Origin of the sequence: Paenibacillus rhizosphaerae (genome assembly GCF_014192015.1) — a bacterium.
In the GTDB taxonomy this organism is placed as follows: Bacteria; Bacillota; Bacilli; order Paenibacillales; family Paenibacillaceae; genus Paenibacillus_AQ; species Paenibacillus_AQ rhizosphaerae.
The window spans coordinates 590,674-613,874 of record NZ_JACHXJ010000003.1; the positions used below are offsets into that span (position 1 = coordinate 590,674).

General features: G+C 52.0%; 18 protein-coding genes. 1 reads left to right on the plus strand and 17 read right to left on the minus strand.

All coding sequences use genetic code 11. The annotated features are described in order from the left end of the window. Positions 1-18 precede the first annotated feature (18 nt). The 6 genes from FHS19_RS19345 to FHS19_RS19370 form a co-directional block, all read right to left on the minus strand. Positions 19-1,746, minus strand: a complete 1,728-nt coding sequence (locus tag FHS19_RS19345) for an ABC transporter substrate-binding protein (protein ID WP_183583466.1) — start codon at positions 1,744-1,746, stop codon at positions 19-21. 502 nt (positions 1,747-2,248) lie between these two features. Continuing rightward, positions 2,249-3,946, minus strand: a complete 1,698-nt coding sequence (locus tag FHS19_RS19350; protein WP_183583467.1) for an ABC transporter substrate-binding protein — start codon at positions 3,944-3,946, stop codon at positions 2,249-2,251. 108 nt (positions 3,947-4,054) lie between these two features. Continuing rightward, positions 4,055-4,954, minus strand: a complete 900-nt coding sequence (locus FHS19_RS19355; RefSeq protein WP_183583468.1) for a carbohydrate ABC transporter permease — start codon at positions 4,952-4,954, stop codon at positions 4,055-4,057. A gap of 16 nt (positions 4,955-4,970) precedes the next feature. Further along, entirely contained in the window at positions 4,971-5,954 is a 984-nt protein-coding gene (locus tag FHS19_RS19360) for an ABC transporter permease (RefSeq protein WP_183583469.1), read from the minus strand. Positions 5,955-6,199: 245 nt separating this feature from the next. Continuing rightward, positions 6,200-7,744, minus strand: coding sequence for a response regulator transcription factor (locus FHS19_RS19365; RefSeq protein WP_183583470.1), 1,545 nt, complete (start codon positions 7,742-7,744; stop codon positions 6,200-6,202). Continuing rightward, positions 7,737-9,524 (minus strand): sensor histidine kinase, encoded by a 1,788-nt coding sequence (locus tag FHS19_RS19370; protein ID WP_183583471.1) that lies wholly within the window; start codon positions 9,522-9,524, stop codon positions 7,737-7,739. The genes FHS19_RS19365 and FHS19_RS19370 overlap by 8 nt, the downstream gene beginning before the upstream one ends. A 265-nt stretch (positions 9,525-9,789) precedes the next feature. On the opposite strand from FHS19_RS19370, the gene FHS19_RS19375 reads away from it, so the two are divergent. Then, complete coding sequence (locus FHS19_RS19375; RefSeq protein WP_183583472.1) at positions 9,790-11,226, plus strand: SpoVR family protein; 1,437 nt, start codon at positions 9,790-9,792, stop codon at positions 11,224-11,226. A 502-nt stretch (positions 11,227-11,728) separates the two neighbouring features. Here the strand turns inward: FHS19_RS19375 and FHS19_RS19380 are convergent. From FHS19_RS19380 to FHS19_RS19430, 11 genes are all read right to left on the minus strand, one after another. Then, positions 11,729-12,151, minus strand: a complete 423-nt coding sequence (locus tag FHS19_RS19380; protein WP_183583473.1) for a hypothetical protein — start codon at positions 12,149-12,151, stop codon at positions 11,729-11,731. Further along, positions 12,135-12,608 (minus strand): MerR family transcriptional regulator, encoded by a 474-nt coding sequence (locus FHS19_RS19385; protein WP_183583474.1) that lies wholly within the window; start codon positions 12,606-12,608, stop codon positions 12,135-12,137. Before FHS19_RS19385 ends, FHS19_RS19380 begins: the two co-directional genes overlap by 17 nt. 440 nt (positions 12,609-13,048) lie before the next feature. Further along, positions 13,049-13,435: a hypothetical protein gene (locus FHS19_RS19390; RefSeq protein ID WP_183583475.1), complete on the minus strand. Its 387-nt coding sequence runs from the start codon at positions 13,433-13,435 to the stop codon at positions 13,049-13,051. 28 nt (positions 13,436-13,463) lie between these two features. Continuing rightward, on the minus strand, positions 13,464-14,567 hold the full coding sequence (locus tag FHS19_RS19395; protein WP_183583476.1) for a PD40 domain-containing protein: 1,104 nt from the start codon (positions 14,565-14,567) through the stop codon (positions 13,464-13,466). Positions 14,568-14,723: 156 nt separating this feature from the next. Continuing rightward, positions 14,724-16,193, minus strand: a complete 1,470-nt coding sequence (locus FHS19_RS19400) for a sensor histidine kinase (protein WP_183583477.1) — start codon at positions 16,191-16,193, stop codon at positions 14,724-14,726. Continuing rightward, positions 16,190-16,888, minus strand: coding sequence for a response regulator transcription factor (locus FHS19_RS19405; protein WP_183583478.1), 699 nt, complete (start codon positions 16,886-16,888; stop codon positions 16,190-16,192). The genes FHS19_RS19400 and FHS19_RS19405 overlap by 4 nt, the downstream gene beginning before the upstream one ends. A gap of 212 nt (positions 16,889-17,100) precedes the next feature. Beyond that, on the minus strand, positions 17,101-18,105 hold the full coding sequence (locus FHS19_RS19410; RefSeq protein WP_183583479.1) for a LacI family DNA-binding transcriptional regulator: 1,005 nt from the start codon (positions 18,103-18,105) through the stop codon (positions 17,101-17,103). A gap of 148 nt (positions 18,106-18,253) precedes the next feature. After that, complete coding sequence (locus FHS19_RS19415; protein WP_183583480.1) at positions 18,254-19,261, minus strand: globin-coupled sensor protein; 1,008 nt, start codon at positions 19,259-19,261, stop codon at positions 18,254-18,256. A gap of 201 nt (positions 19,262-19,462) precedes the next feature. After that, positions 19,463-20,185 (minus strand): MerR family transcriptional regulator, encoded by a 723-nt coding sequence (locus FHS19_RS19420; protein ID WP_183583481.1) that lies wholly within the window; start codon positions 20,183-20,185, stop codon positions 19,463-19,465. A gap of 31 nt (positions 20,186-20,216) precedes the next feature. Continuing rightward, positions 20,217-21,104: an Hsp33 family molecular chaperone HslO gene (locus tag FHS19_RS19425; protein ID WP_183583482.1), complete on the minus strand. Its 888-nt coding sequence runs from the start codon at positions 21,102-21,104 to the stop codon at positions 20,217-20,219. 147 nt (positions 21,105-21,251) lie between these two features. Continuing rightward, positions 21,252-23,147, minus strand: a complete 1,896-nt coding sequence (locus FHS19_RS19430) for an ATP-dependent protease PrkA (protein WP_183583483.1) — start codon at positions 23,145-23,147, stop codon at positions 21,252-21,254. Positions 23,148-23,201: the final 54 nt, after the last annotated feature.

Here is a 23,201-nt window from a genome sequence, read left to right on the forward strand (position 1 = left end):
TCCTCTGATCAGGCCTGCTTATTGAGCGCTTCCGCTCCAGAGCTCGACTCTTTCCTTGATCAGTTCCGTATATTGTTTTTCGATTTCCTGAGCGCCTGCGGCGTCCAGCTCTTTCAGCATGTTGTCATAAATGCTGTCGAACTGTTCCGGTTTCGCCAGGATGGCTTCCGGAATCCGCTTGCGGATGATATCCTGCGTTTTTTGGTAGATAACGTTATAGTTGCCGTCCTGAGGAGTGGCCATGTTGTAGGCTGCGCCCCAAGGTTTAACCGGGAAGTCCTTTTCAGACGGGAACAGATCTTTCCAGGTTGTTGCGCCGTATGCTTTCAAAGTATCTTTCTCCGGCTGCGTATAAGAAGCCACGATTTGATCCGGGAAGTTCGTCGTGTAGTAGTTGCCGGATGGATCTTTTACGCCGTCGCCGTAGTGAGCGGAGAAGGTAGTGTACAGTCCGATGCCGGACGTTTTCGTAAAGTTGGTGTTATCGTTGACTTTCTTGTCCTGTACGTCATCAGGAATGACGCGTTTACCGTCAACCATATTGTAGTGCTTGCCTTCGATACCCCAGTTGCGCAATACTTGGCCTTCGTCCGAAGCAAGGTAATCCAGGAATTTGATCAGACGAACCGGATCTTTACAAGCCGTTGTAATGCCTACGCCCCAGCCGGCTACAAATCCTGTATCCTGGAAGGAATGGTCTTTGTATTCATCACTCAGCGTTACAGGGAAGTGAGCGTAAGTGCGGTCCGCTTTGCCTGCGGTTTTGAGCGCATTCTCGGCATCGGAGTATCCCCACTCTTGGTCAATCAGACCCAGAACGCGGCCGCTGGCGATCTTGGATTTATATTGGTCGCTCTTTTGCACGAACGTATCCTTATCCAGCAGACCCACATTGTACATATGGTTCAGCCAGCGGAAGTATTCTTTCTCCTCCGGACGCTTGTAGTGCAGCTGAGCTTCGTTAGTTTCTGGGTTAATGAAGTACTCGCCGTCATCCGGAGCGCCTGTCGTCAAGAAGGCCGGATTCGTTACGGTGATCATGATTCTCCAGTCATCCGCGTCCAGCGTCAGTGGAATCGTCGGCTTGCCGTCGATCGTCGGATGTTTGTCTTTATACTGCTGGAGAACGTTTTCAAAATCCTTAACGGTTTTCACTTCCGGATAGCCAAGCTCTTTCAGCACGGCATTCTGGATTTCAAATCCGCCGCCGGCGTCAAAGTACTGCTGATCCACCGCTCCGTTCGTCGGAAGCACATAGATGGATTTGTCTTCATTGCTGTACGGCAGACGGTCCATGTACTTGCCGTATACCTTCTTGAGGTTCGGTGCGTACTTGTCGATCAGGTCGGTCAGGTCGATCATCGCGCCGGCTTCAACCAGTTTGTCGACGTCGCCTTTGGCGAAAATCAAATCAGGATAGTCACCGCTCGCGGCCATCAAAGAAATTTTATCTGTTCCTGCACCGGATACGGCATATTCCGCGTTGATGGTCACGCCCGTTTTCTTCGTAATTTCTTTACCGACTTCATCCTGCATCTTGTTCCAGTTCGGGCTGGCGTCAGCGCCAAAAAACGAGAACGTGATCGGGCTCGTATCGTCAGCCTTCGCTTCCTGCGCCGCATTGGAAGACGAGCTTCCGGAATCGGCGGACTTACTGTCGCCTCCTGAGCTGCTGCAGCCTGCGGAAACGAGCAGCATACTGGCGAGGAGCAGCATTCCAAACTTCTTCTTTGTGTTTCCCTTCATGTGAATCATATCCCCCTTCATTACTAATGGATAACATCATGCTGCATTCAAGTGCCGGCATGGCATCTACGCCATCACTGACGCAGGGCATTGCCGCATGTTGTGCCGAAACCTAGATGAATTGAATACGTTTACAAAACTCGGACTAACTAAACTTCCTCACTTCACTTCTCTGGTTTCTTGTTCGACTCCACCTCTTTGTTTAAAACGTTTTCGAAAACAGCTTGTAGGGAAAATGTGTAATGAAAGTGCTTTCATATTTGAATCATAAAAGATTTAAAAACGACTGTCAAGTCATTTTTATACATATTTTTAGAATTAATTTTCGATCTGTTTCCGATCGATATTTATCACAAATATGCTGATAAAAGAGCACTTTTTAGCTTGTATATTATATAAGGTACAAAAGCAAATAAAGTCATAAAAATACATCACAAATAGGACCTACTGCTATGAGCAGGCCCTACCTGATGAACTTATTGCCACTTTTTAAAAATTCGGATTACTTCGCTTCGGTCGTTCCGCCCCACAACTCGACACGGTCCTTAACCAGCTCGGTGTATTGCTGTTCCATTTTTTCCGCACCGGCAGCGTTCAATTCCTTGATCATGTTGTCATAGACTGCGTCGAATTTGTCCGGCGTCGTCAGGATCGCTTCCGGAATGCGCTTGCGGATAATGTCCTGCGTTTTCTGGTACGTTACGGTGTAATCGGAGCCTTCTTCAACCGAAATGTTGTATGCTGCTCCCCAAGGCTTAACCGGGAAATCCTTTTCTGAAGGGAACAGGTCTTTCCAGGTCGTAGCGCCGTAAGCTTTCAGCGTTTCTTTCTCCGCTGGCGTGTAGCTGGCCACGATTTGATCCGGGAAGTTCGTCGTATAGTAGTTGCCGGATGGATCTTTCACGCCGTCACCATAGTGAGCGGAGAAGATCGAGTACAGGCCAATGCCCGATGCTTTCGTAAAATTGGAAGCGTCGTTGATTTTCTTGTCTTGAATTTCTTGAGGAATAACGCGCTTGCCGTCCTCGACATTGTAGTGCTTGCCTTCGATACCCCAGTTGATCAATACTTGCCCTTCGTCGGAAGCGAGCCAATCCATAAATTTAATCGCCCGAACCGGATCCTTACAGTTGTTCGTGATGCCGATGCCCCATCCGGATGTAAAGCCTGTATCCTGGAAGGAGTGGTCCTTATATTCTTCGGACAAGGTTACCGGCAGGTGAGCGTAAGTTCTTTCATCCTTGCCGGAAGATTTCAGCGCGTTCTCTGCGTCGGCATAACCCCATTCCTGGTCGATCAGGCCAAGCACGCGTCCGCTTGAAATTTTGGACTTGTACTGGTCGCTCTTCTGCACAAATGTTTCTTTATCCAACAGGCCTTCGTTGTACATATGGTTCAGCCAGCGGAAGTACTCTTTTTCCTCCGGACGCTTGTAGTGCAGCTGAGCCTCATAGGTTTGCGGATTGATGAAATACTCGCCGTCGTCCGGGGCTCCCGTTGCGAGGAACGCCGGGTTCGTTACGGTGATCATGATTCTCCAGTCGTCTGCGTCCAGCGTTAACGGAATGGTTGGCTGGCCGTCAATCGTCGGATGCTTCTCTTTATAAGCCTTCAGCACGTTCTCAAAATCCTTGACGGTTTTTACTTCCGGATAGCCCAGCTCTTTCAGCACGGCATTCTGGATTTCAAAGCCGCCGCCAGCATCAAAATACTGCTGGTTCACCGCCGCATTGGTCGGCAGCACATAGATGGCTTGGTCATCGTTGGTGTACTTCAGACGGTCCATATAGTCGCCGTAGACCTTCTTCAGGTTCGGCGCGTATTTGTCGATCAAATCGGTCAAGTCGAGCATCGCGCCGGCATCCACCAGCTTGTTGATGTCACCTTTTGCGAAAATAAGATCCGGATAGTCGCCGCTTGCGGCCATCAGAGAAATTTTATCCTGTCCTCCGCCGGATACGGCGAACTCCGCATTGATTGTAACCCCTGTCTTCGCTGTAATTTCCTTGCCGACTTCATCCTGCATTTTGTTCCAGTTTGGACTCGCATCCGCACCGAAAAAACTGAAGGTGATCGGCGAAGTTGTATCGCCTGTATCTTTGGCCGCGGTATCCTCCTTGCCTCCGCCGCAGCCCGCAACCGCTAGCATTGATGCGATGATCAGAGAAATCGCGGTTACCTTGAACGCTTTCTTTGGCATTGCGTAAACCCTCCCCATGATGTCTAATCTTTTTCTTTATCTATTTTGTATAACAGGCTAGCCTGCTGATACCTTTATATAAGAATGTAACTTCTGAAAAAGCGTTTTTTACGATTTGACCGCGCCCAGCGTCATCCCGCTGACAAAATATTTCTGCAGGAACGGATAGACGATCAGGATCGGCACGGTCACGACGATGGTAATGGCCATCTTGATCGATTCCGGCGAAATCTGGGCCATTTGCTTGGCCATGTCGTTCGCGTTGATCGCTCCGCCGCCCTGCTGCGTGCTTTGCAGCACCTTCATCAGCTCGTACTGCAGGGTGGTCCAGGTGCCGTTGCTGCCGTTGTACAGGTACGTATCGAACCAGGCGTTCCACTGACCTACGGCAAGGAACAGCGCGATCGTCGCAAGTACCGGTTTACAAAGCGGCAGGATAATGCGCCAGTATACTGTAAAATCGTTGGCTCCGTCCAGCTTGGCCGATTCCTGAAGGGCATAAGGCAAGCCGTCGATAAAGGAACGGACGATAAACACGTTGAATGCACTGACGAGACCCGGCAGAACATATACCCAGAACGTGCCGATCAGGTTCAGGTCGCGCATCAGGATATATCCCGGGATCAGGCCGCCGGAGAAGTACATCGTCATCGCCAGGAATGTCGATACGAACTTCCGGGCTTGAAAATCGGGCCGGCTGAGCGTATAGGCCAGCATCGATGCGCTGAGCAGTCCCAGCAGCGTACCGACGATCGTGCGCAAAATGGAAATTTTCAGGCCTTGCAGCAAAGTGTCGTAAGCAAAAATTGTCTTATAATTTTCAAACGTGAACGCGCGCGGCCAGATGGTGATGCCTCCACGTACCGTATCGATGGAATCGTTCAGCGATATGGCGAGCACGTTCAGGAACGGATACAGCGTAACGATCAGCACGATCACCATGAAGATGGTGTTACATATATCGAAGATCTTATCGGATCGGGTCGCATTAAACGCTTTGTTTGGCATCTCGACTTCTCGCCTCCTACATAATGCTTTCTTTCGTAATCTTTTTGAAAATGCCGTTAGCCGTAAACAACAGGATGATGCTGACTACGGAGTTGAATATGCCGATGGCGGTACCGTATGAGAACCTGCCCATATTCAGACCGTAATTCAGTGCGTACAGATCGAGAACCTCCGAGTAATCCGACACCAGGTTGTTGCCGAGCAGGAACTGTTTCTCGAAGCCGATGCTGATCAAATGGCCAATCGACATAATCAGGAGTACCGAGATCGTCGAGCGGATACCCGGCAGCGTAATGTGCCACATCTGTCTCCAACGGCTCGCGCCGTCGACGCGGGATGCTTCGTACAGCTCCGGATCAATCCCTGTAATCGCTGCCAAATAGATGATCGTATTCCATCCTGTTTCCTTCCACACATCGGAACCGGTTACAATGTACCAGAACCAGCTTCCCTTCGCCATGAACTGTATAGGCTCGTCCGTGAGGTGGAGCGCCATCAGAATCTGGTTGACCGCACCGCCGTCGATTGAAAGCATTTTCGTAATAATGCCTGCCACAACGACCCAGGATACAAAGTGCGGCAGGTAAGAAACCGTCTGCACGAACCGCTTGAAGAACATGCCCCGCAGCTCATTAAGGAGAATCGCGAAGAAAATCGGAACTACGAATCCCAGAATGAGGCCCATGAAGCTCATCGCCAGCGTGTTCCGCAGGACCAGATAAAACCGGTCGTCTTGGAACAGCTCATGGAAATATTTAAATCCTACCCATTTTTGTTCGGAAAATGACCTCGCCGGTTTATAGTTTTGAAAGGCCATCGTCCAGCCCCAAAGCGGCAGGTAACTGAACACGAACACCCAAATGACAAAAGGGAGCGACATTAAATATAAATATTTTTGCTGGAGCACCGTACTCCAGAAGCCGCCCTTTCGTTTACGCTTTGGTGCTTTAGCAGTATCTTGACCGCCGCGGGGAATGGTGTTAGGTGTGAGCGCTTCCATTCAATAACCCCTCCTCTAATTGATAACTTCATCTTACTAAATGAAGCGCTTATAAAAATACCCATCGGATTTCACCTAAAATCATATAAAAATTAGATATAACGCTTTCATAGTCGAAATTTGACATGACTTTTTCACAAAAACCCCCCAAAAAATCTAATTTTCAGGGGGGGAAATCGCCTCGAAAACGTTTTTGAATGGCAGCATAGCCAATCTCATCCCCCAGCATCATGAAAGTCAGGAGACTACTCGGACGGCTCCTTTTTCCGGAATGAGGACGGGGAAGCTCCGACGTATTTCTTGAATTTGCTGTGAAAATAGTCCACGTTCGCATATCCGACACAAGCCGCCACTTGATGCACCTTGAGTCCCTGGGATAACAGATCCTTCGCATGCTCAATCCGCACGTTATCGAGGAAAGCGTTGAAGTTCTCGCCCGTATAGTTTTTGAACATTTTCCCCAAATAAGCGCTGTTATAATTAAACACCTGGGCCAGAAGCTCCAGCTTCAGGTTCTCTTTGTAGTTCCGGTGAATAAAATCGATCATCTGCTTCAGCACGGCATCCTTGCTCCCGCCGCCGATCCGTTCGATCAGGCTGCTCAGATGGGCGGCCGCCACGGCTTTCAGCTGCTCCCATGTCGGTTGGCGGAACGCCTCCGTAATGAACAGGGGCGCATCCTGAAGCAATGGATACAATGCCTGGTTCTGTCCCGACAGCTTGTTGATGGCCATGGTCAAAATATGGGTCACCGCCGACTTCACGGCCTGCTCAGCATGCCCGAAACCGACAATCCGCCCCTCCAGTTCGTCAAAAAAGCGGCCGACCGCTTCCATGCTCCGGATGTCGAGCGCATAATACAGCATATCCGACAGTTCGATTTCTCCGTTTGGATCGAGCGGCGCCTTCTCCGGGTAAGCCTCTGCTATTTGGCTCAAATCTCCGGGCAGCATCAAGCGCTCTTCATGGAACAGAAAACGATGGTGCAGCAGCTCGGCCGCCTCCGCATACGACTGTCCAATGAGCGAAATATCGGTGACCGCTCCCCCGGCGGCGGCAAACCAACCTTTGTTGTCCGGCAGCAGGGCACTCCATTCCGCGTAACAGCGGGAGGCATCGTCTTCCCGGGACATCCCCCGGTCCCACAGCACAGCCGCAAACGTTCCCGCCGGAAATACAATGACACGCTCCGCGGCGTCAAAATGGCCCGACAGCTTTCGTCTTAAGGTGGCCAAAGGTGCGTCGTCCGCCGATCCATGGATTTCGAGCAGGACGATCTGATACTTCGGCCAGTCCAGCCCCAGCTGCATGACCATCGCCGGATCCCGAAGCGCTTCTTCCTGCAGCAGATAGGATTCAAGCAGGTGCTCACGGAAGACATGGTCTTCTTCCGCCGAACGATGGGATTGTTTCTCCCGGGTCAGAATCGCGCCGATCCGCTGCAGCTCCTCCCCGAGCTCCTCCTCATCCAGCGGCTTCAGCAGGTATCCGTTCACGCCGTAACCGATCGCCCGCTTGGCATAATCAAAATCGGCATATCCGCTCAAGATTAGAAAATGCGTCGAGATCATGGCGGCCCGGGCCTCTTCGATGACGTCGAGACCGGTCATGCCCGGCATGCGGATATCGATGATGGTCAGCTCGGGCTTCAGCTCTTTGATTTTATCCAGCCCTTCCCGGCCGTTCGCAGCCGTATCCGCCACCGTAAACCCGAAGCTCTCCCAGTCGATGATCGTCTTGAGGCCTTCGCGGATCATCGGTTCGTCATCCACAATCAAAACGTTAAACATGCATTTCTCCCCCTGTTGGTATCATGAATTCCATCTTGGTTCCCTGTCCCGGGATACTCTTAATATGCAGTCCGAAGTCTTCTCCATACGTTAGCTTAATTCGCTGATGGATGTTCCGCAAGCCGATACGGTTTCCTTCCTCCTCTTCCGCATCCAGCGTCGCCAGAACAAATTGCCTGCGTTCCTCCGTCATGCCGGCTCCGTTATCGATAACCTCAACATGCAGCATATCTTCGCTCATCGAGCAGCGGACGCGCAGCATCCCGTCCACTTCCTTGCCTTCCAGGCCATGAATAATCGCATTCTCCACCAGTGGCTGAATGATCAGCGGCGGCAGCAGCACCCGTTCGGTCTCCGGCTCGACGATCAACTCGTAGTTCAAGCGGTCCTCATACCGGAATTTCTGGATTTCCAGGTACGCGCGGACAATTTCCATTTCCTCTTTCAGCGTTTTTTTCACACTGCCGATTTCGAGGTTTTTGCGCATCAGCTTACCCAGCAGCCGCACGATGTTGGCGATCTCCTTCTCCCCGTTCAGATGAGCCTTCATCCGGATCGATTCCAGGGCATTGAACAAAAAGTGCGGATTGATCTGGCTGGCCATCATTTTGAGCTTGATTTCCTTTTGCGCAACCTCAAGCTTGGTGTTCTTCTCATTGCTCTCATACACCTGGTTCAGCAGGTCGTTGATGCTTCGGACCATATAGTTGAACTGGCGGGAAAGCTGCCCGATTTCGTCGTTGCCGTCCAGGAAGGAAATCGTGTCGAAGTTCCCCCGGGCCACCTTGTTCAGCTGTCTGCTCAAATGCAGAAGCCGGTTGGTCGTCAGCTTGGATACGACGAATATCAGCGTAAGCGCCAGGATCAGCACACCGATCACCAGCCCCATGCCGATCCATCCGACCTTTTTGGCGTCCTGGACAATTCCCTGGGTCGAAAAGACCGATACGACGCTGAGCCCGTTCAAACTCGTCTGCGGCGTCAGCTTGTCCACGATAATGTTGGAGGAGACCCCGTTGACGCGCCGGCTGATCGTCTGTTCCTGTCCTTGATGCATATCGACGTCCAGGTCCAGCTGCTTCAGCGTTTTGCCGACGTTCTGCGGATTTTTGGCGGCTACGATGTATCCGCTGTCATCCGCGATGAGCGTATTGAACGTTTCCTTGCTCAGGATCGAGTTAAGCATGCTCTGGTTGAGCGTAATGACCAGGACTCCCGGGGTCCGGTAATCCTTGAACTTGATCCGGCGGACCAGGCTCAGCTTCATTTCGGTACCGATGTCACTGCCCTCCATAAAAAACCAGCCGATCCGCGGGTTGTTCATGGCCGTTTGGAACCATTCCTCTCCCTCGATCTTGGCGGTAACGTTTATAAACTGGGTGTTGTTGATCATCGTCTTGTTGTAATGATAGAAGCGGACGTTGCTGATCTCGTTATAGAGCCGCGGAAGCTCTTCAAAATCGTTATATTTCGAATAGGCCTGCACCATTTGCAGAATGGTCGTGTAATTCGTATTGACCAGGTCCTTCAGGTTATCGTCCAGATATAGTTTGTTGGAAATCGAGATGGGCACGGACAGCATGGTGGACAGCTGGCTTTTGATTTTATCCACATCGTTGGCTGTCTGTTCTATCGCATTGTCCAAAGCATCCTGTCTGAAATAGGCGGTAATGATGCCCCCCACAATCAGCACGGGGATCATGACGACGAACAGGTAGGAAAAGATCAATTTATTCCGGATCCTCATGTTGTTGGTTGCTTGCACAAAGTACTTCCACATGGTAACGCAGTCACCGCCCGCAAAAATATAAAACGCTTTCGTAAATATGAAACCTTAGAGTCATGCTCTTATATTCTAACATAAATCGACATAAAGACTGCATTATTTTCCGGGCTGCTGGGATTTGCCAAAACATGATTTCAGTGGCAGAATTCGGACTTTCGTCCGGTGATGTCAGTTCATACTTGAGGTGCTGCTGAATATATTGAAATATAGCCCCGATATCATATTTTATTCTTCCGCAGAAGGAAGGAGCAATGAACGAATGAGCGACGAGATCAAGCAGCTGGAATACGCCATTAGTGAAATTATGGAGATCGCTGACGGCTTCGGCCTGGATTATTATCCGATGCGTTACGAAATTTGTCCGGCGGACATTATTTACACCTTCGGTGCTTACGGAATGCCTACCCGTTTTTCGCACTGGAGCTTTGGCAAAACGTTCAACAAAATGAAAATGCAGTACGATTTCGGCCTGAGCAAAATCTACGAGCTGGTCATCAACTCCAATCCGTGCTACGCTTTTTTGCTCGACGGCAACTCCCTGATCCAGAACAAGCTCATCGTGGCCCACGTCTTGGCGCACTGCGACTTTTTCAAAAACAATTACCGCTTCTCCGCCACCAACCGCAACATGGTCGAAAGCATGTCGGCCACCGCGGAGCGAATCAGCCAATACGAACTGGAGCATGGCACCGAAGTCGTGGAGCGCTTCATCGATGCCGTGCTGGCCATCCAGGAGCATGTCGATCCGCAGCTGATCAAGCCGCAGCACCTGGATAAGCAGCGCTACATGGAAATGAAGCTGAAAGCGCAGAAAGAGTCCGGCAAAGTGCAGACCCAGCCCGGCGAGTACGACGACTTGTGGAGCCTCGATCACAAACCTGAGCCTGAGGCTCAGGAAACTGCGGCTAACCGTAAATTCCCGCCTGAGCCGGAAAAGGACATCGTCTGGTTCATTCAGGAATTTTCCGAAGTGTTGGAGGACTGGCAGCGCGACATCATGACCATGCTCCGCGACGAAATGCTCTATTTCTGGCCGCAGATGGAGACCAAAATCATGAATGAAGGCTGGGCTTCGTACTGGCATCAGCGGATCATCCGTGAGCTGGACTTGACGAGCGACGAGACAATCGAATTCGCCAAGCTCAACTCTTCGGTCGTGCAGCCGTCCCGGCACAGCCTGAATCCATACTATTTGGGGCTGAAAATCTTCGAGGACATCGAACGCCGCTGGGACCATCCGACCAAGGAGGAGATCGAATTCGGCGGCCGCAAACCCGGCCAGGGCCGTGAGAAAATTTTCGAGGTGCGTGAATTCGATTCGGACACTTCCTTTATCCGTAACTACATGACGAAGCAGCTAACCGAGGATCTGGACCTGTACGTCTTTGAGAAGAAGGGCCCCGAGTGGAAAATTACCGACAAAAGCTGGGAGAACATCCGCGACCAGCTCGTCTTCGCCAGAGTAAACGGCGGCAGCCCTTACCTCGTCGTCGAGGACGGCGATTACCTGCGGACTGGCGAGATGGTGATCAAGCATATGTACGAGGGCATCGAGCTCGACCTGAAGTACATGGAGCGCACGCTGCCTTACGTGTACCAGCTGTGGGGCCGCGCCGTTCATCTGGAGACGATCGTCGAGGACAAAAAGGTGATGTTCTCCTACGATGGCAAGAAGCTGCATCGGCGGTTCGTGTGAGGGGATCACTCTCGCACGCTGCTGCATACTCCGGTGGACACTTTTCTCTTTAGCCGACCGTAGCGCTCTTCTTATTGCATGATCAAAGAAGCAGATCTTACAGATGCCAAATATTGCCCCCCAGATTTCCCGATCGGTAACATGCCACGGTGGAAATCCGGGGACAAAGGCGACCGCTGCCCGCTTCTCCAGAACGATTCCGTCCTCTCCGCTGGTTCGAGCAATCCCGGTACGTGTAAATAACATCAAATACCTCTTGAACAGAAGAAAGTCTTTACGCAAAAACCTCCCGAGCCGCATGGTAAATCCGTGCATACACGCTCGAGAGGTTTTTAGAATTGGTAAGGAAAAGCCCGACCCAACTGACACTCAATCGGAGTTTCGCCCTCTACATAAAATTCGCGCTTCCTGATGAGCTATGCAATTGTGCAGACGCCTAACGCTCTGCACAATTGCATAGCTCATCGATGATCCTCACTCCTCCCTATTTAAAATGAGACGTCTAACCTCCGAGCAGCTTTTTTGGCTTCCTCCTTATGCCCAAGAGGATGAAGGCCACATAAATTACGATCGCAATCGAGTCAATTAACGAATCCGTAAGGGCCGAAGCGTCTTGAATTGCGGTTACGCCCAGAATAACCATCAGCCGGACAATCAGAAGCGACACGATCATCCATGCGGCAAACCGGACCTTCGATCGATCGCCTTGGAATGACATCAAAATAAACACGACCCCGAAAACCAGATTTTCCGCCGTAATGATATGCCAGACATACATGAATACCGTCCGTGTATCCGTAGAAATTGCATTTACCTGGAGCGCCGGAAGAACAGCGGATTGCCCGTTCCATGCATGTGTAGCGGCAAACAGTACCGCAAGAATGCCTGCAATCAAGAAATAAAAATTGCTAACCTTGATGCCCATCACATCCCTCCTCGAAAATTCCTGTTTCCTTCTTACGGATACCCTGATAAATTTCACGAACGAGCTCAGCCAGCCGCTGGTCTTTTTCTGGATTGAAGTCTCTTAACGTTTCGGCGGCTACGTCGAGCAGCTGACTGACCTTTTGAAGATGGTCAATCTTTTTGCGTGTCTCCGCATTCTTGGCATCGAGGAACGCAGCAACCTCCTGGCAGTAAGCAGGGTCTACCTTCTCCATCCTGTGGAACCCAAACTTCCCCTTGATTTCGTCGAGTGAAAAGTCCGCATACTGCATAATTTGAATATTCATCAGGTCGATGAGGTCGTTCTTCGAGTACTTGCGGTACCGATTGTTTTCCCGGGAAGGCGAGACAACTCCGATACGGTCATAGTAGCGGAGCGTATCCTTCGGGATTCCGAGTATCCGTGAAACTTCTTGTATAGAATAAAGTTTTTCCATAAGTTCACAATAACATTGGAGCAGACTCCAAGGTCAAGTCGATTTTTACATTTTTTTCTTATACAAAATCAAGAACCGCTGTCTACCTCCATTCATTGAAGTTCTCTAGGCGGATTGAATTCAGGGGCTCGCTCAACTATATACAGAAAAAGCCACCACGTTGAGTGGTGACTTATTTTCTAAATAGGACCGCCATCGCCTGCATCGACACACTACCCGCGCCCAATAACGTCCTTGCGGTGCTGCGCAGCCACCGCAAGGACCTTACCACCCCACTCGCCGCTGGCAGCAGCGGAGCGGGCGGAATCATGACGGAGAAGCGCCAGTGGTCGCCTTTGTCCCCGAATTTTCACCTTCTACACCATTCCCAAAAAATTCGGGGGCAACAGCGATCGGAGGCATGATCCGCACGCGGAGCGGGCTTTCCCGCACACATACGCTCATCCGTCGAACGCTCTGCACCGAAGAATCGCCAAAGCTCTGCACCAAAGCACAGCCCTACGCCATGCCCCGTCCTTGCGGTGCTGCGCAGCCACCGCAAGGACCTTACCACCCCACTCACCGCTGGCAGCAGCGGAGCGGGCGGAATCATGCCGGAGAAGCGCCAGCGGTCGCCTTTGTCCCCGAATTTTTACCTTCGATTCCATTCCCAAAAAAATCGGGGGCAACAGCGATCGGAGGCATGATCCGCACGCGGAGCGGGCTTTCCCGCACACATACGCTCTTCCGTCGAACACTTTGAACGCGCAACCTGCAGCGTCAATGCTCTGCAACGAAGTACTGCCCACGCTCATCATCGCACGCACGAAGCCTGCACGCTCACACATCCTTCCGCTCCGCCGCTGACCGCGGCGATCACTTCAGATGGACCACATATGTCACATTATTCGACTTCTCGCCTTCGTACACGGTCTGGTACACCATCAGCGACTTGCCGTCCGGGCTCCAGACGGCCGGAGAGTCATAGGCCTGGATCTCCGTGGACAGCGGCGTCGTTTTGCCGCTCGCCTTGTCGAACACGTACATGCCTTTCATGCCCTGCTCGCCCTCGGTGTACACCGAGAAGGCGATTTTGCTGCCGTCCGGCGACCAGCTCGGCCGGCCGAGGAGCGTTCCTTTCGCCACGGTTCCAAGCTTCTTGCCGCTGGCATCGATGAGTTGAAGCTCGGCGTCCTTGGTCGTGTTCCACTCGCGTTTCTCCAGGGCGATCGCGCTGCCGTCCGGCGACAGGCTGAACGTCACGACGCCTTCCTGGATCGTCTTGGCTTCAGGCGCCGAAGCCGTAAACGACTTCAGCACGGTGTAGCCTTTGTGGACGCCCAAATAGAAATAACGGTCGCCCGCTTTGCTCGCCATGCGCGGCACGTTGTCGGACAGCTCCGGATCGGAGAATTGGACCGGAGTCCTTTTGCCCTGGAGGTCGATCAGCTGAAGCTTGCTGTCATCCGTGCTGACGAGGACATGCTGCTCATCGGTCCAGAACATATCGGACAGCATGGAGAATGCGCCCGTTTTCGTTACGGTTCCGGAAGCCGCATCCAGGAGATAACCCCCGATATCGTACTTGTCCTTCGGGTTGCCCCCCGTAAAAAAGACATGCTCTCCGTCCGGCGATGCGGCGGCCAGATATTGACCGGCTGTGGCCGGATTTTCCGTCAATTTGCGTTCGACATTGGATGCAAAGTCATGGATCATCAGCACATTGTTTCGTTCCACGATGGCTTCGTGATCCGACAGCCAGGTTCGGCCGTACACGTCTTTTAGCTTTTCGATTTGCTCCACCTGGATTTCTCCGGTATTTTTCCGGCCTTCGGCGGCCGTATCTATAACAGTGATCTGCTTGCCCGGCTTGTCGATGACTTCCCGGCTTGCATTGTTCTGCGGCGAACCGCAACCGGCCAAGAGCGCACCTGCCATCATCACGCCGATCACTGGAGGAAGTAGTTTATGTCGTTTCATTTTGAGCTTCATCCCTTCCTGATTTCTTACCCCCATCCTACACGTCAATGATATCCGGCATACGTCGAAATGTTTCCAAGTTGTAAACTTTTATTGAAAAAAGCATCAGCTAAAGCCCGGTTCATTCCCTGTGGGAGAAACATCGGCTGTGTTTTCCTAGTTCTCCATGCTGGAGTGTCGCGGAAACGTAACGGTAAAATCGGTCTCCTCCGCATCGGAACGGACGAGTTCTAGCCGGCCCCCCTGCCTCTCCGCGAGCTGGGACGCCAGCGGCAGGCCCAGGCCGGTTCCGCCGGTGGAGCGGGCGCGGTCCTGGTGCAGCGTGGAGAACGGCTCGAACAGATGCGCCCACCATTCCCGGGGAATGATCCGTCCCGTGTTGCGGACCGATACGCTCACTTCATCTCCCGAAGCCCGGCTTTGAATGACAATCCGGCCGCCGGGCCGGTTGTACTTGATCGCATTATCCAGCAGATTCATAAATATATGAATGAAATGGTCCCGATCTCCCCACACCCGGGCAGGCTCGAAGTCGGTCTGTATCGTTAAATCGTATTTGGTAGCCTTGGCGCTGATCCGGGATACGACATCCTGCAGCAAGTCGGCAAGCTCCACTTCCTGCGCCTGGGATTCAAAATCGTACTTTTCCAACAGCGACAGGCGCAGGACATCCTCGACCAATTGATACAGCCGCTCGGATTCTTTGGCGATCGCGCTGCGTGCTTCCTCGATCAGCTGCGGATCGTCACCGTACATGCCTAGCAAATCCGTATACGCCTGGATCGATGTCAGCGGCGTTTTAAACTCGTGGCTCACGTTATTGATAAACTGCTTCTGCTGCTGCTCGAGTGCCTGCAGCTTCTCCACGGCCAATTGCAGATGGTGCTTCTCCTCCTGAAGCGCAGCCATATGCCCTTTGATGTCGCGGCTCATATGCAGAATGCCGGTTCCGAGCTGCCCGAGTTCGTCTTTCCGACGGAGCGGGGACCGCTCCGGATACTCCCCGCGGGAGATCCGGTCCGCTTCCGCCTTCAGCTTCACGATGTCCCTGACCTGACGGTATACATAAATAAATCCCAGAATAAAGCTCAGCAGCAATACAATGCCGCCTGTCCAAACCAGCCGGTACGCCATCCGGTTATAGAATTCATGCTGTGCCTTCAGCGACGTATGGAGCTGGACCACCCCCAGCATGCCGTCAGGCCCCTGCATCGGCGCAAGATAGATCAGGGAATCCGCCTCGGTAATGTAGGCGATTTTACCTTTCAGCGCGTAAGACAGGGCATCCCCGACATCCGGTTTTTCCGCCAGCGGCAGGGAATTGCCCACCTCTTGGCCCTTCGCGTCGTACAGGATCACCCGCATGTTGGTGGAAATGCCAAGGTCCACGGCCAGCTCCTGCCCCTGTTTTCCCATAAAATCGACCGGTTTCAGCCGTTCGCCCGTCAAATAATCCTGTTTGACCCTCATTTCGGCTACGTCGGCCTGCCGCTGCAGGCTCTCTTCCATCTGCTCGCGCTGATTGGTCCTGATTCCGCTGAGTACAAGCCAGCTGAGCACGCCGGTCGTAAACACCAGCAGCACCGCCAGAAAAAGCGGAAACTTCCATTTCAGGCCGAGGCTCATGAGCCCTCCTCCAGCGCCTTATAGCCGATCCCATATACCGTCTGCAGCATATAGTGGGCGTCGCCCAGTTTTTTCCGGAGCCGTTGGATATGGATATCCACCGTTCGGGTGCCTCCCGCATACTCCATTCCCCATACGAGATCCAGCAGATCCTCGCGGGTGTACACCCGCCCGGGGTGAAATACGAGCAGCGACAGCAGATCGAACTCCTTCGGCGTCAGCTCCAGCAGCCGGCCGCTGATTTCCGCCGTGCGTTTCGCGGCGTGAACGGTCAGCTGTCCAAGCACGGCTTTTTTTTCGTCCGGTACAGGCACGGGATCCTCCACTTTATCCAGCCGGCGGACGATCGATTTCACCCGCGCCACCAGCTCGCGGATATCGAACGGTTTGGTCATAAAATCGTCGGCCCCAAGCTCCAGACCCAGAACCTTGTCGACGATATCGTTTTTAACAGTCAGCATCAAAATGCCGAGCCCCTTGCGGTTTTCCAGCCGCCGCAGCACCTCATAGCCGTTGGCCTTGGGCATCATGACGTCCAGCACCAGCATATCCGGGCGGAAGGCATCCGCCTGCTGCAGCGCCTCCTCACCGTCCGCAGCCGTTTCAACGGCGAACCCCTCCCGTTTGAGCGCATAGGAAATCGCGCTGCGGATGCTCGGCTCATCGTCGGCCACCAGAACTCTTTTTTCCTCCATCGACTATCACGTCACTTTCATCCGTTGATTATAAGCGGTGCCTGATTTCCTATCATTATAAGATATTGTGCACCATTCACAACATTTCTTGTTCCAAGCCCCTGCCCTTTTTAGTATTGGGATGTCCCGGCCAATCATAGACCATCAGACGGGATGCAAAAAGGGACATGCCTGCCCGGCACATCCCTTCCCCTATTTTACCGCGATTGATCTTAAACCTTCACTTTGCCGGTCGACTGGCGGATGACCAGACTAGCCGGCTCCATAATTTCAGGCGGCGAGTATTCCGGATTTTCGATCATGGAGATCAGATGCTCAATCGACTTGGCGCCGATATTGTGTATGTTCTGGTTGACAGTCGTCAGACTCGGCTTAAACACCTTGGCCTCAAAAATATTGTCAAACCCGACAACTGAAACATCCCCGGGAACGGAAAATCCCCATGCTTCAATTTCATGAATCGCCCCCATCGCAGCCATATCCGAGGTGCACACGACAGCCGTCGGGGGAGACTGAAGATGCAGGAGCTTCCTCATGGCGACTATGCCGCCTTCAAAGGAATAGTCGCACACTTCCAGATACTTGTCCCTGTATTCGATGGAACAGTCCGAAAGACCCTGCTTATATCCCTGAAGCCGCCTTTCAGCTACCGTATGGCCGAGGGTACCGGCGATGTAGGCGATGTCCCGGTGACCCAGCCCGTACAGATGGGAGACGGCCATATGGACGCCGTTCACATTATCCGACGTAATATTTCCGACCCGGTTTCCCATGACGTCCGTATCCACAAACATGGTAGGAATATCGGAGCGGATCAATTCGCCGATAATCCGGTGGTCCCGCTCTACGCCGAAGATGACGACCCCATCCAGGTTTCTGCTCTCGCAGTGGTCGATAAAAGAATAACTGTCTTCGTTAAGCCGGGCAGAGAGGCGCATAAGATCATAACCGCTGTTCTCCAGCGCCGTTTTGATGCCTTCCAGAAGTTCAGCCACATACGGGTTCGTAAAGGGAATGTTGATCAGCACCCCCACGGTCCATGATCTCCCGGTAACGAGTCCGCGTGCAATGGCATTAGGCCGGTAACGAAGAAGCTCAATCGCCGATCTTACTTTTTTCCTAGTTTTATCGCTAACGTCCGGATAATGGTTAATGACTTTGGAAACGGTTGCGACAGATACTCCAGCCTCTTTCGCCACATCATGAATGGAAGCCACTATACAATCACCTCAAATACAAATCAGTTGCCGATCAGTTCAAAAATTTACGATTTCGAATATTCATGATGACGAATCTATTATACCTGAATGGTGAATGATGAGGTACTGGAACAAATGAAGCCTCCTTGACGCTCCTTGTCCGCGTTTACTGGTGATTTTGAATCTCCGCCAGATCCAGCGTCAGCTTCTCAATCGTCTTCACGAAAGCCGCCAGTTCCTGGGAGCTCTCCGCCTGTGCCCGGGCATGGACCGATGTCTGCCGGGTTTCCTGCTGTACGCTTTCCAGCCGGACCATGATGCCCGACACTTTATCCTGGATCGTCTCCAGCGCTTCCTGCGAATGGGCTGCGAGCTTACGCACCTCGCCGGCCACGACGGCAAAACCTCTGCCGGAATCCCCGGCATGCGCCGCCTCGATCGCCGCGTTCAGTCCGAGCAGATGGGTCTGGTCGGCGATGCCCTTGATCAGGCCGCCCATGTTCTCGATTTGGGTGACATCCTCCTGGAGCTCGTCCATCAGCGAATGGGCCAGGTCCTGGGAAGCCGCGGTCACTTTCGCCGTCTCGGCGATTTGGCCGGCACTCTCGTTCAGCTCGGCAATCATGCCGGTCAGCTGCTGAACGACTTCGGTTACCGCCCGGAGCACCTGCTCCCGCTCGTCGGCAAGCTCTTGGATCTTTTCCTTTTCCTTCATGTCGTAAGCTTCCAGAACCAATTGCGAATCGAGGTTGAACATCTTGGTCAGAGGATGGATCACCTCGATCCAGCGGTCCGGAATGGCCTTCTTGAACAGCTCAACCGCGATATCCAAATAAACCATGTAGCTGCCGAGATAATAGTCCGTGTTTAAGCCAACGCGCGAGTGTACCAATCCGATGGCGATTCTTTTCTCCAAAAACGGCTCGTCGATGACACCTTCGGCCAGCGACATCCAGTACTCCCGCTGGGTCGTCTTCAGCCTGTCGATCGTCGTTTTCCGTTCAATGATACGCATAAGCTCCGGCTCCGAAGTGATGTGCCGATAAAAATGGTCCACGACTTCATCGACCACTTTGCTGAATACGGGCTGGTGCGCCCGCAGAATCTCCAAATCCTTTTCCGTCAGTCCAATAAACTTCAGTTGGTTGTGCCGCGCTTCCGATACTTGAATCATGTAAAATGGCTCCTTTAGATATTTCCTGATTATACCAATTTCCATCAATCCATATAGATTGAACTAAAGTTTCGCATTGAACTTCCTGTTATAACCGCCCGGTAAGGCCTTTAACGTTCATTTCTTTAGTTCATTCTATATAACTTTGTCTATTATAGTCTATATCGACGACTAACCTACTAAAATATAGGGCGTCCGGGCTTATATTTTTAATACGGCTTTACGAATGAACTGGTACAACTCCCCGTCCATTCCAAATGGAAGGGCCTGATCGGAGTGATCCCGGTAATAACTTTCCGCCGACCGGCTCAACTGGTCATAATCACCCGCCGCATCCTGAAGGCAGCTCTTCCATCGTCTTGCAAGGTCTAACACGACGGGATCGTGCTCCGGCGTTCCTTTCTCCATTTCGGAGCGGAACCCGGAAATCAGCCTCCGGAATTCCTCATTCTTCTCCCTTATTTGTTCTGAATTCATAGAAGTATAATTCCGCTGGATGTTTTTTGCCATCTCCCGGCTAAAATGCTTGCTCCGGCTTATATTGATCATTTGCACGACTTCCATGAACCGGGAGGGGTCAACGGGCTGTCCGCGGTGCATCAAGCTGTAAATATCATTTAACCGATCCCTTAAGTCCAGCTGCATTTGAATGTGTTCATTGATCCGTGCAAGTTGGTGTTCCAGCAAATGTAAAGGATTAAAAGCCGGATCGGTCATCAATCGTTTTACTTCTTCCAGCGAAAATCCCAATTGTTTAAGTAAAATGATATGGTGAAGCCGCTGCAGATCGTCCTCTACGTACAAACGGTGTCCTTTTTCCGACGTGTGTGCCGGATGCAATAAGCCGATCTCGTCGTAATGGTGAAGCGTCCTGACGGTAAGGCCGGTTAATTGGGCGATTTCCCCAACTCTCCAGATTTTCATCGTTGTTGATCCTCTCTTGGTTTGATAAGGGTCATGGAATCGTTCTTCTCCGTTGCAATGTGTTGAGCAAGTTCTGAATCTCGATGGGACTAAATACATATTTCTCCCCGCAGTGGCTGCAGACCACTTCAGCCGGCTCTGCCTGCAGGACGAGATTAGAGAGCTCCTTCGGGTCGAGGCTCAACAGCAGCCCGCTAAGCATTTCCTTTGTGCATTCACAGTACCAATGCAGCGGCTTGATTTCCAGAAGGGCCCCTCCGCCCGGCGGGCTCAGAAGCAGCTCATGGGATGCCTCATGCTGTTGATTGGGGTACAGCATAAAATCGCACTTGTCCACCGCCTCCTGTACTTGCTGCATCAGCCCCGGATCTGCGCCTGGGAGCAACTGCGCTAATACGCCTCTGGATGACGTTACCCGCTGCTTCTGATGATCGATGCAAATGTTTACGGTGACCCACGTCGGTGTTTGTTCGCTTTGGCCATAATAATGAGAAATATCATCCGTGATATTGGCGTAAGGCATATCCGTAATTCCTGTAAACATCCGATTCGTTCCTGTTTCCTGCACCACCTGGATATTGCCCCTGCTCCCGATAATCTGCCCAAGCGATAAGCCCTCCGATGGCCGTTGAAACCACTCTTCACTGAGATATCCCCGAACGTGACCGGAAGCGTCCGCTTCCGCAAATATGTTTAAGCCCGCGCTGCTTGCACGGATTTTCAGGCTCATTTGCTGCGGATCTTTTAAAAGGCCTCCAATCAGCCCTGCCGCCGATACCGTTCTGCCCAATGCCTCCTTCAACACCTGGCTCATTGTTCTTCTATGAAAGATTTCTTGGAGCAAATAGGTATTATCCATAAAAATGATACGCACTTTTCCGTCAAACGCAATTGATTTTGCAATCCAGCTGCTCTTCATTGTCTACAATCCTTTCCGCGTTTCCAGTATCCCCACATCTTACTTCCTAACGTGACGTGAGGTTCAAGACCCGAAAAGGAAAAAAAAGACCCCCGAAATAATCGGGAGCCATTTTGCCGATGAAATACAATAGGAATGTCGGGCTGATTACCGGTTCAGCAAGCTTCCCACATAGCGCAGCAGCTCGTTCGCGCATACCGGGCAATAGCCGTGCTCATCAATCAGCCGTTTGCTCACTTCGTTAATCCGCTTGAGCTGGGCCGCATCCGGCGTTTTGGTCGACGTCGTTATTTTCACGATATCCTTGAGGTCTGTAAACAGCTTCTTCTCAATCGCTTCGCGCAGACGGTCATGATTATGGTATTCGAACTTTTTGCCCTTGCGGGAATAAGACGAAATCCGGATGAGGATTTCTTCACGAAACGCTTTTTTCGCATTTTCGGAAACGCCGATTTGCTCCTCGATGGAACGCATCAGCCTTTCGTCCGGATTCATCTCTTCATCGGTCAGCGGATCACGGATTTTCGTCCAGTTGCAGAACGCTTCGATGTTGTCGAGATAATTCTCGAACAGCGTTTTGGCCGACTCTTCAAAAGAATAGACAAACGCCTTCTGCACTTCTTTTTTCGCCAGCTCGTCGTATTCCTTTCGGGCCACCGCAATAAAGTTCAGATAACGCTCCCGTTCGTCCTTCGTAATGGAGGCGTGCTGGTCAAGCCCGTCTTTGATGGCCCGCAGCACATCCAGCGCGTTAATGCATTGAAGGTCCTGCTTAATCAAAGCACTGGAAATCCGGTTGATGACATACCGCGGATCGACGCCGGACATGCCTTCTTCCAAATATTCAGACTGCATTTCCTTCAAATCGGCTTCTTTATAGCCTTCGATCTCTTCACCGTCGTACATTCTCATCTTTTTGACGAGATCCATTCCCTGCTTCTTCGTCTCCTTCAGACGGGTCAAAATGGAGAAGATCGCAGCGGAACGCAGCGCATGCGGCGCAATATGGATATGCTTCATGTCGCTTTGCGAAATGAGCTTGCCGTAAATTTTTTCTTCATCCGATACCTTCAGGTTATAAGGAATCGGCATGACGATCATCCGGGACTGCAGCGCTTCATTTTTCTTGTTGGCGATAAAGGCCTTGTACTCGGATTCATTGGTGTGCGCAACGATCAGCTCGTCGGCGGAAATGAGCGCAAATCGGCCTGCCTTGAAATTGCCTTCCTGCGTGAGCGAGAGCAGGTTCCACAGAAACTTCTCGTCGCATTTGAGCATTTCCTGAAATTCCATCAGGCCGCGGTTGGCCTTGTTCAGCTCTCCATCGAAACGGTAGGCGCGGGGGTCGGATTCCGAACCGAATTCCGTAATCGTTGAGAAGTCGATACTGCCGGTCAGGTCGGCGATGTCCTGTGACTTCGGATCCGACGGGCTGAATGTACCGATACCGACACGGCTGTCTTCCGAGATCACCACCCGGGTGACGGGCATTTTCTCGATATCACCGTCGTATTCGGTCTTCAGGCGCATTTGGCAGGAAGGGCAGAGATTGCCTTCGATCCGCACGCCCAGTTCTTTTTCCACTTCCGGCCTCAGGTCCAGCGGAATGAGATGAAGCGGTTCTTCATGCATCGGGCAGCCGTCAATGGCATATACCGCGCCTTGGGGCGTTCTCGAAAATTTCTCAAGACCCCGCTTCAGCAGGGTCACAATCGTCGATTTCCCGCCGCTGACCGGCCCCATCAGCAGCAGAATCCGTTTACGGACGTCGAGCCTGCGGGCCGAGGAGTGGAAATACTCCTCCACCAGCTTTTCAATGGCACGATCCAGGCCGAAAATTTCCTGCTCAAAAAATTTATAACGTTTATGGCCGTTGACCTCTTCCACGCCGTATGATTTGATCATGTCATAGACGCGGGCATGCGCCGTCATCGCCGGTGATGGGTCCTGACGAAGAAGGTCGATGTATTCTTTAAAGGTGCCATTCCATGCCAGTTGATCGCTCTCTGCCCGATATGCCGCTACGCGTTCGAAAATATCCATGCAAGTACCTCCTATGACTCGGTTATGAAATCGCAAGCTACTCCTACAAAAATG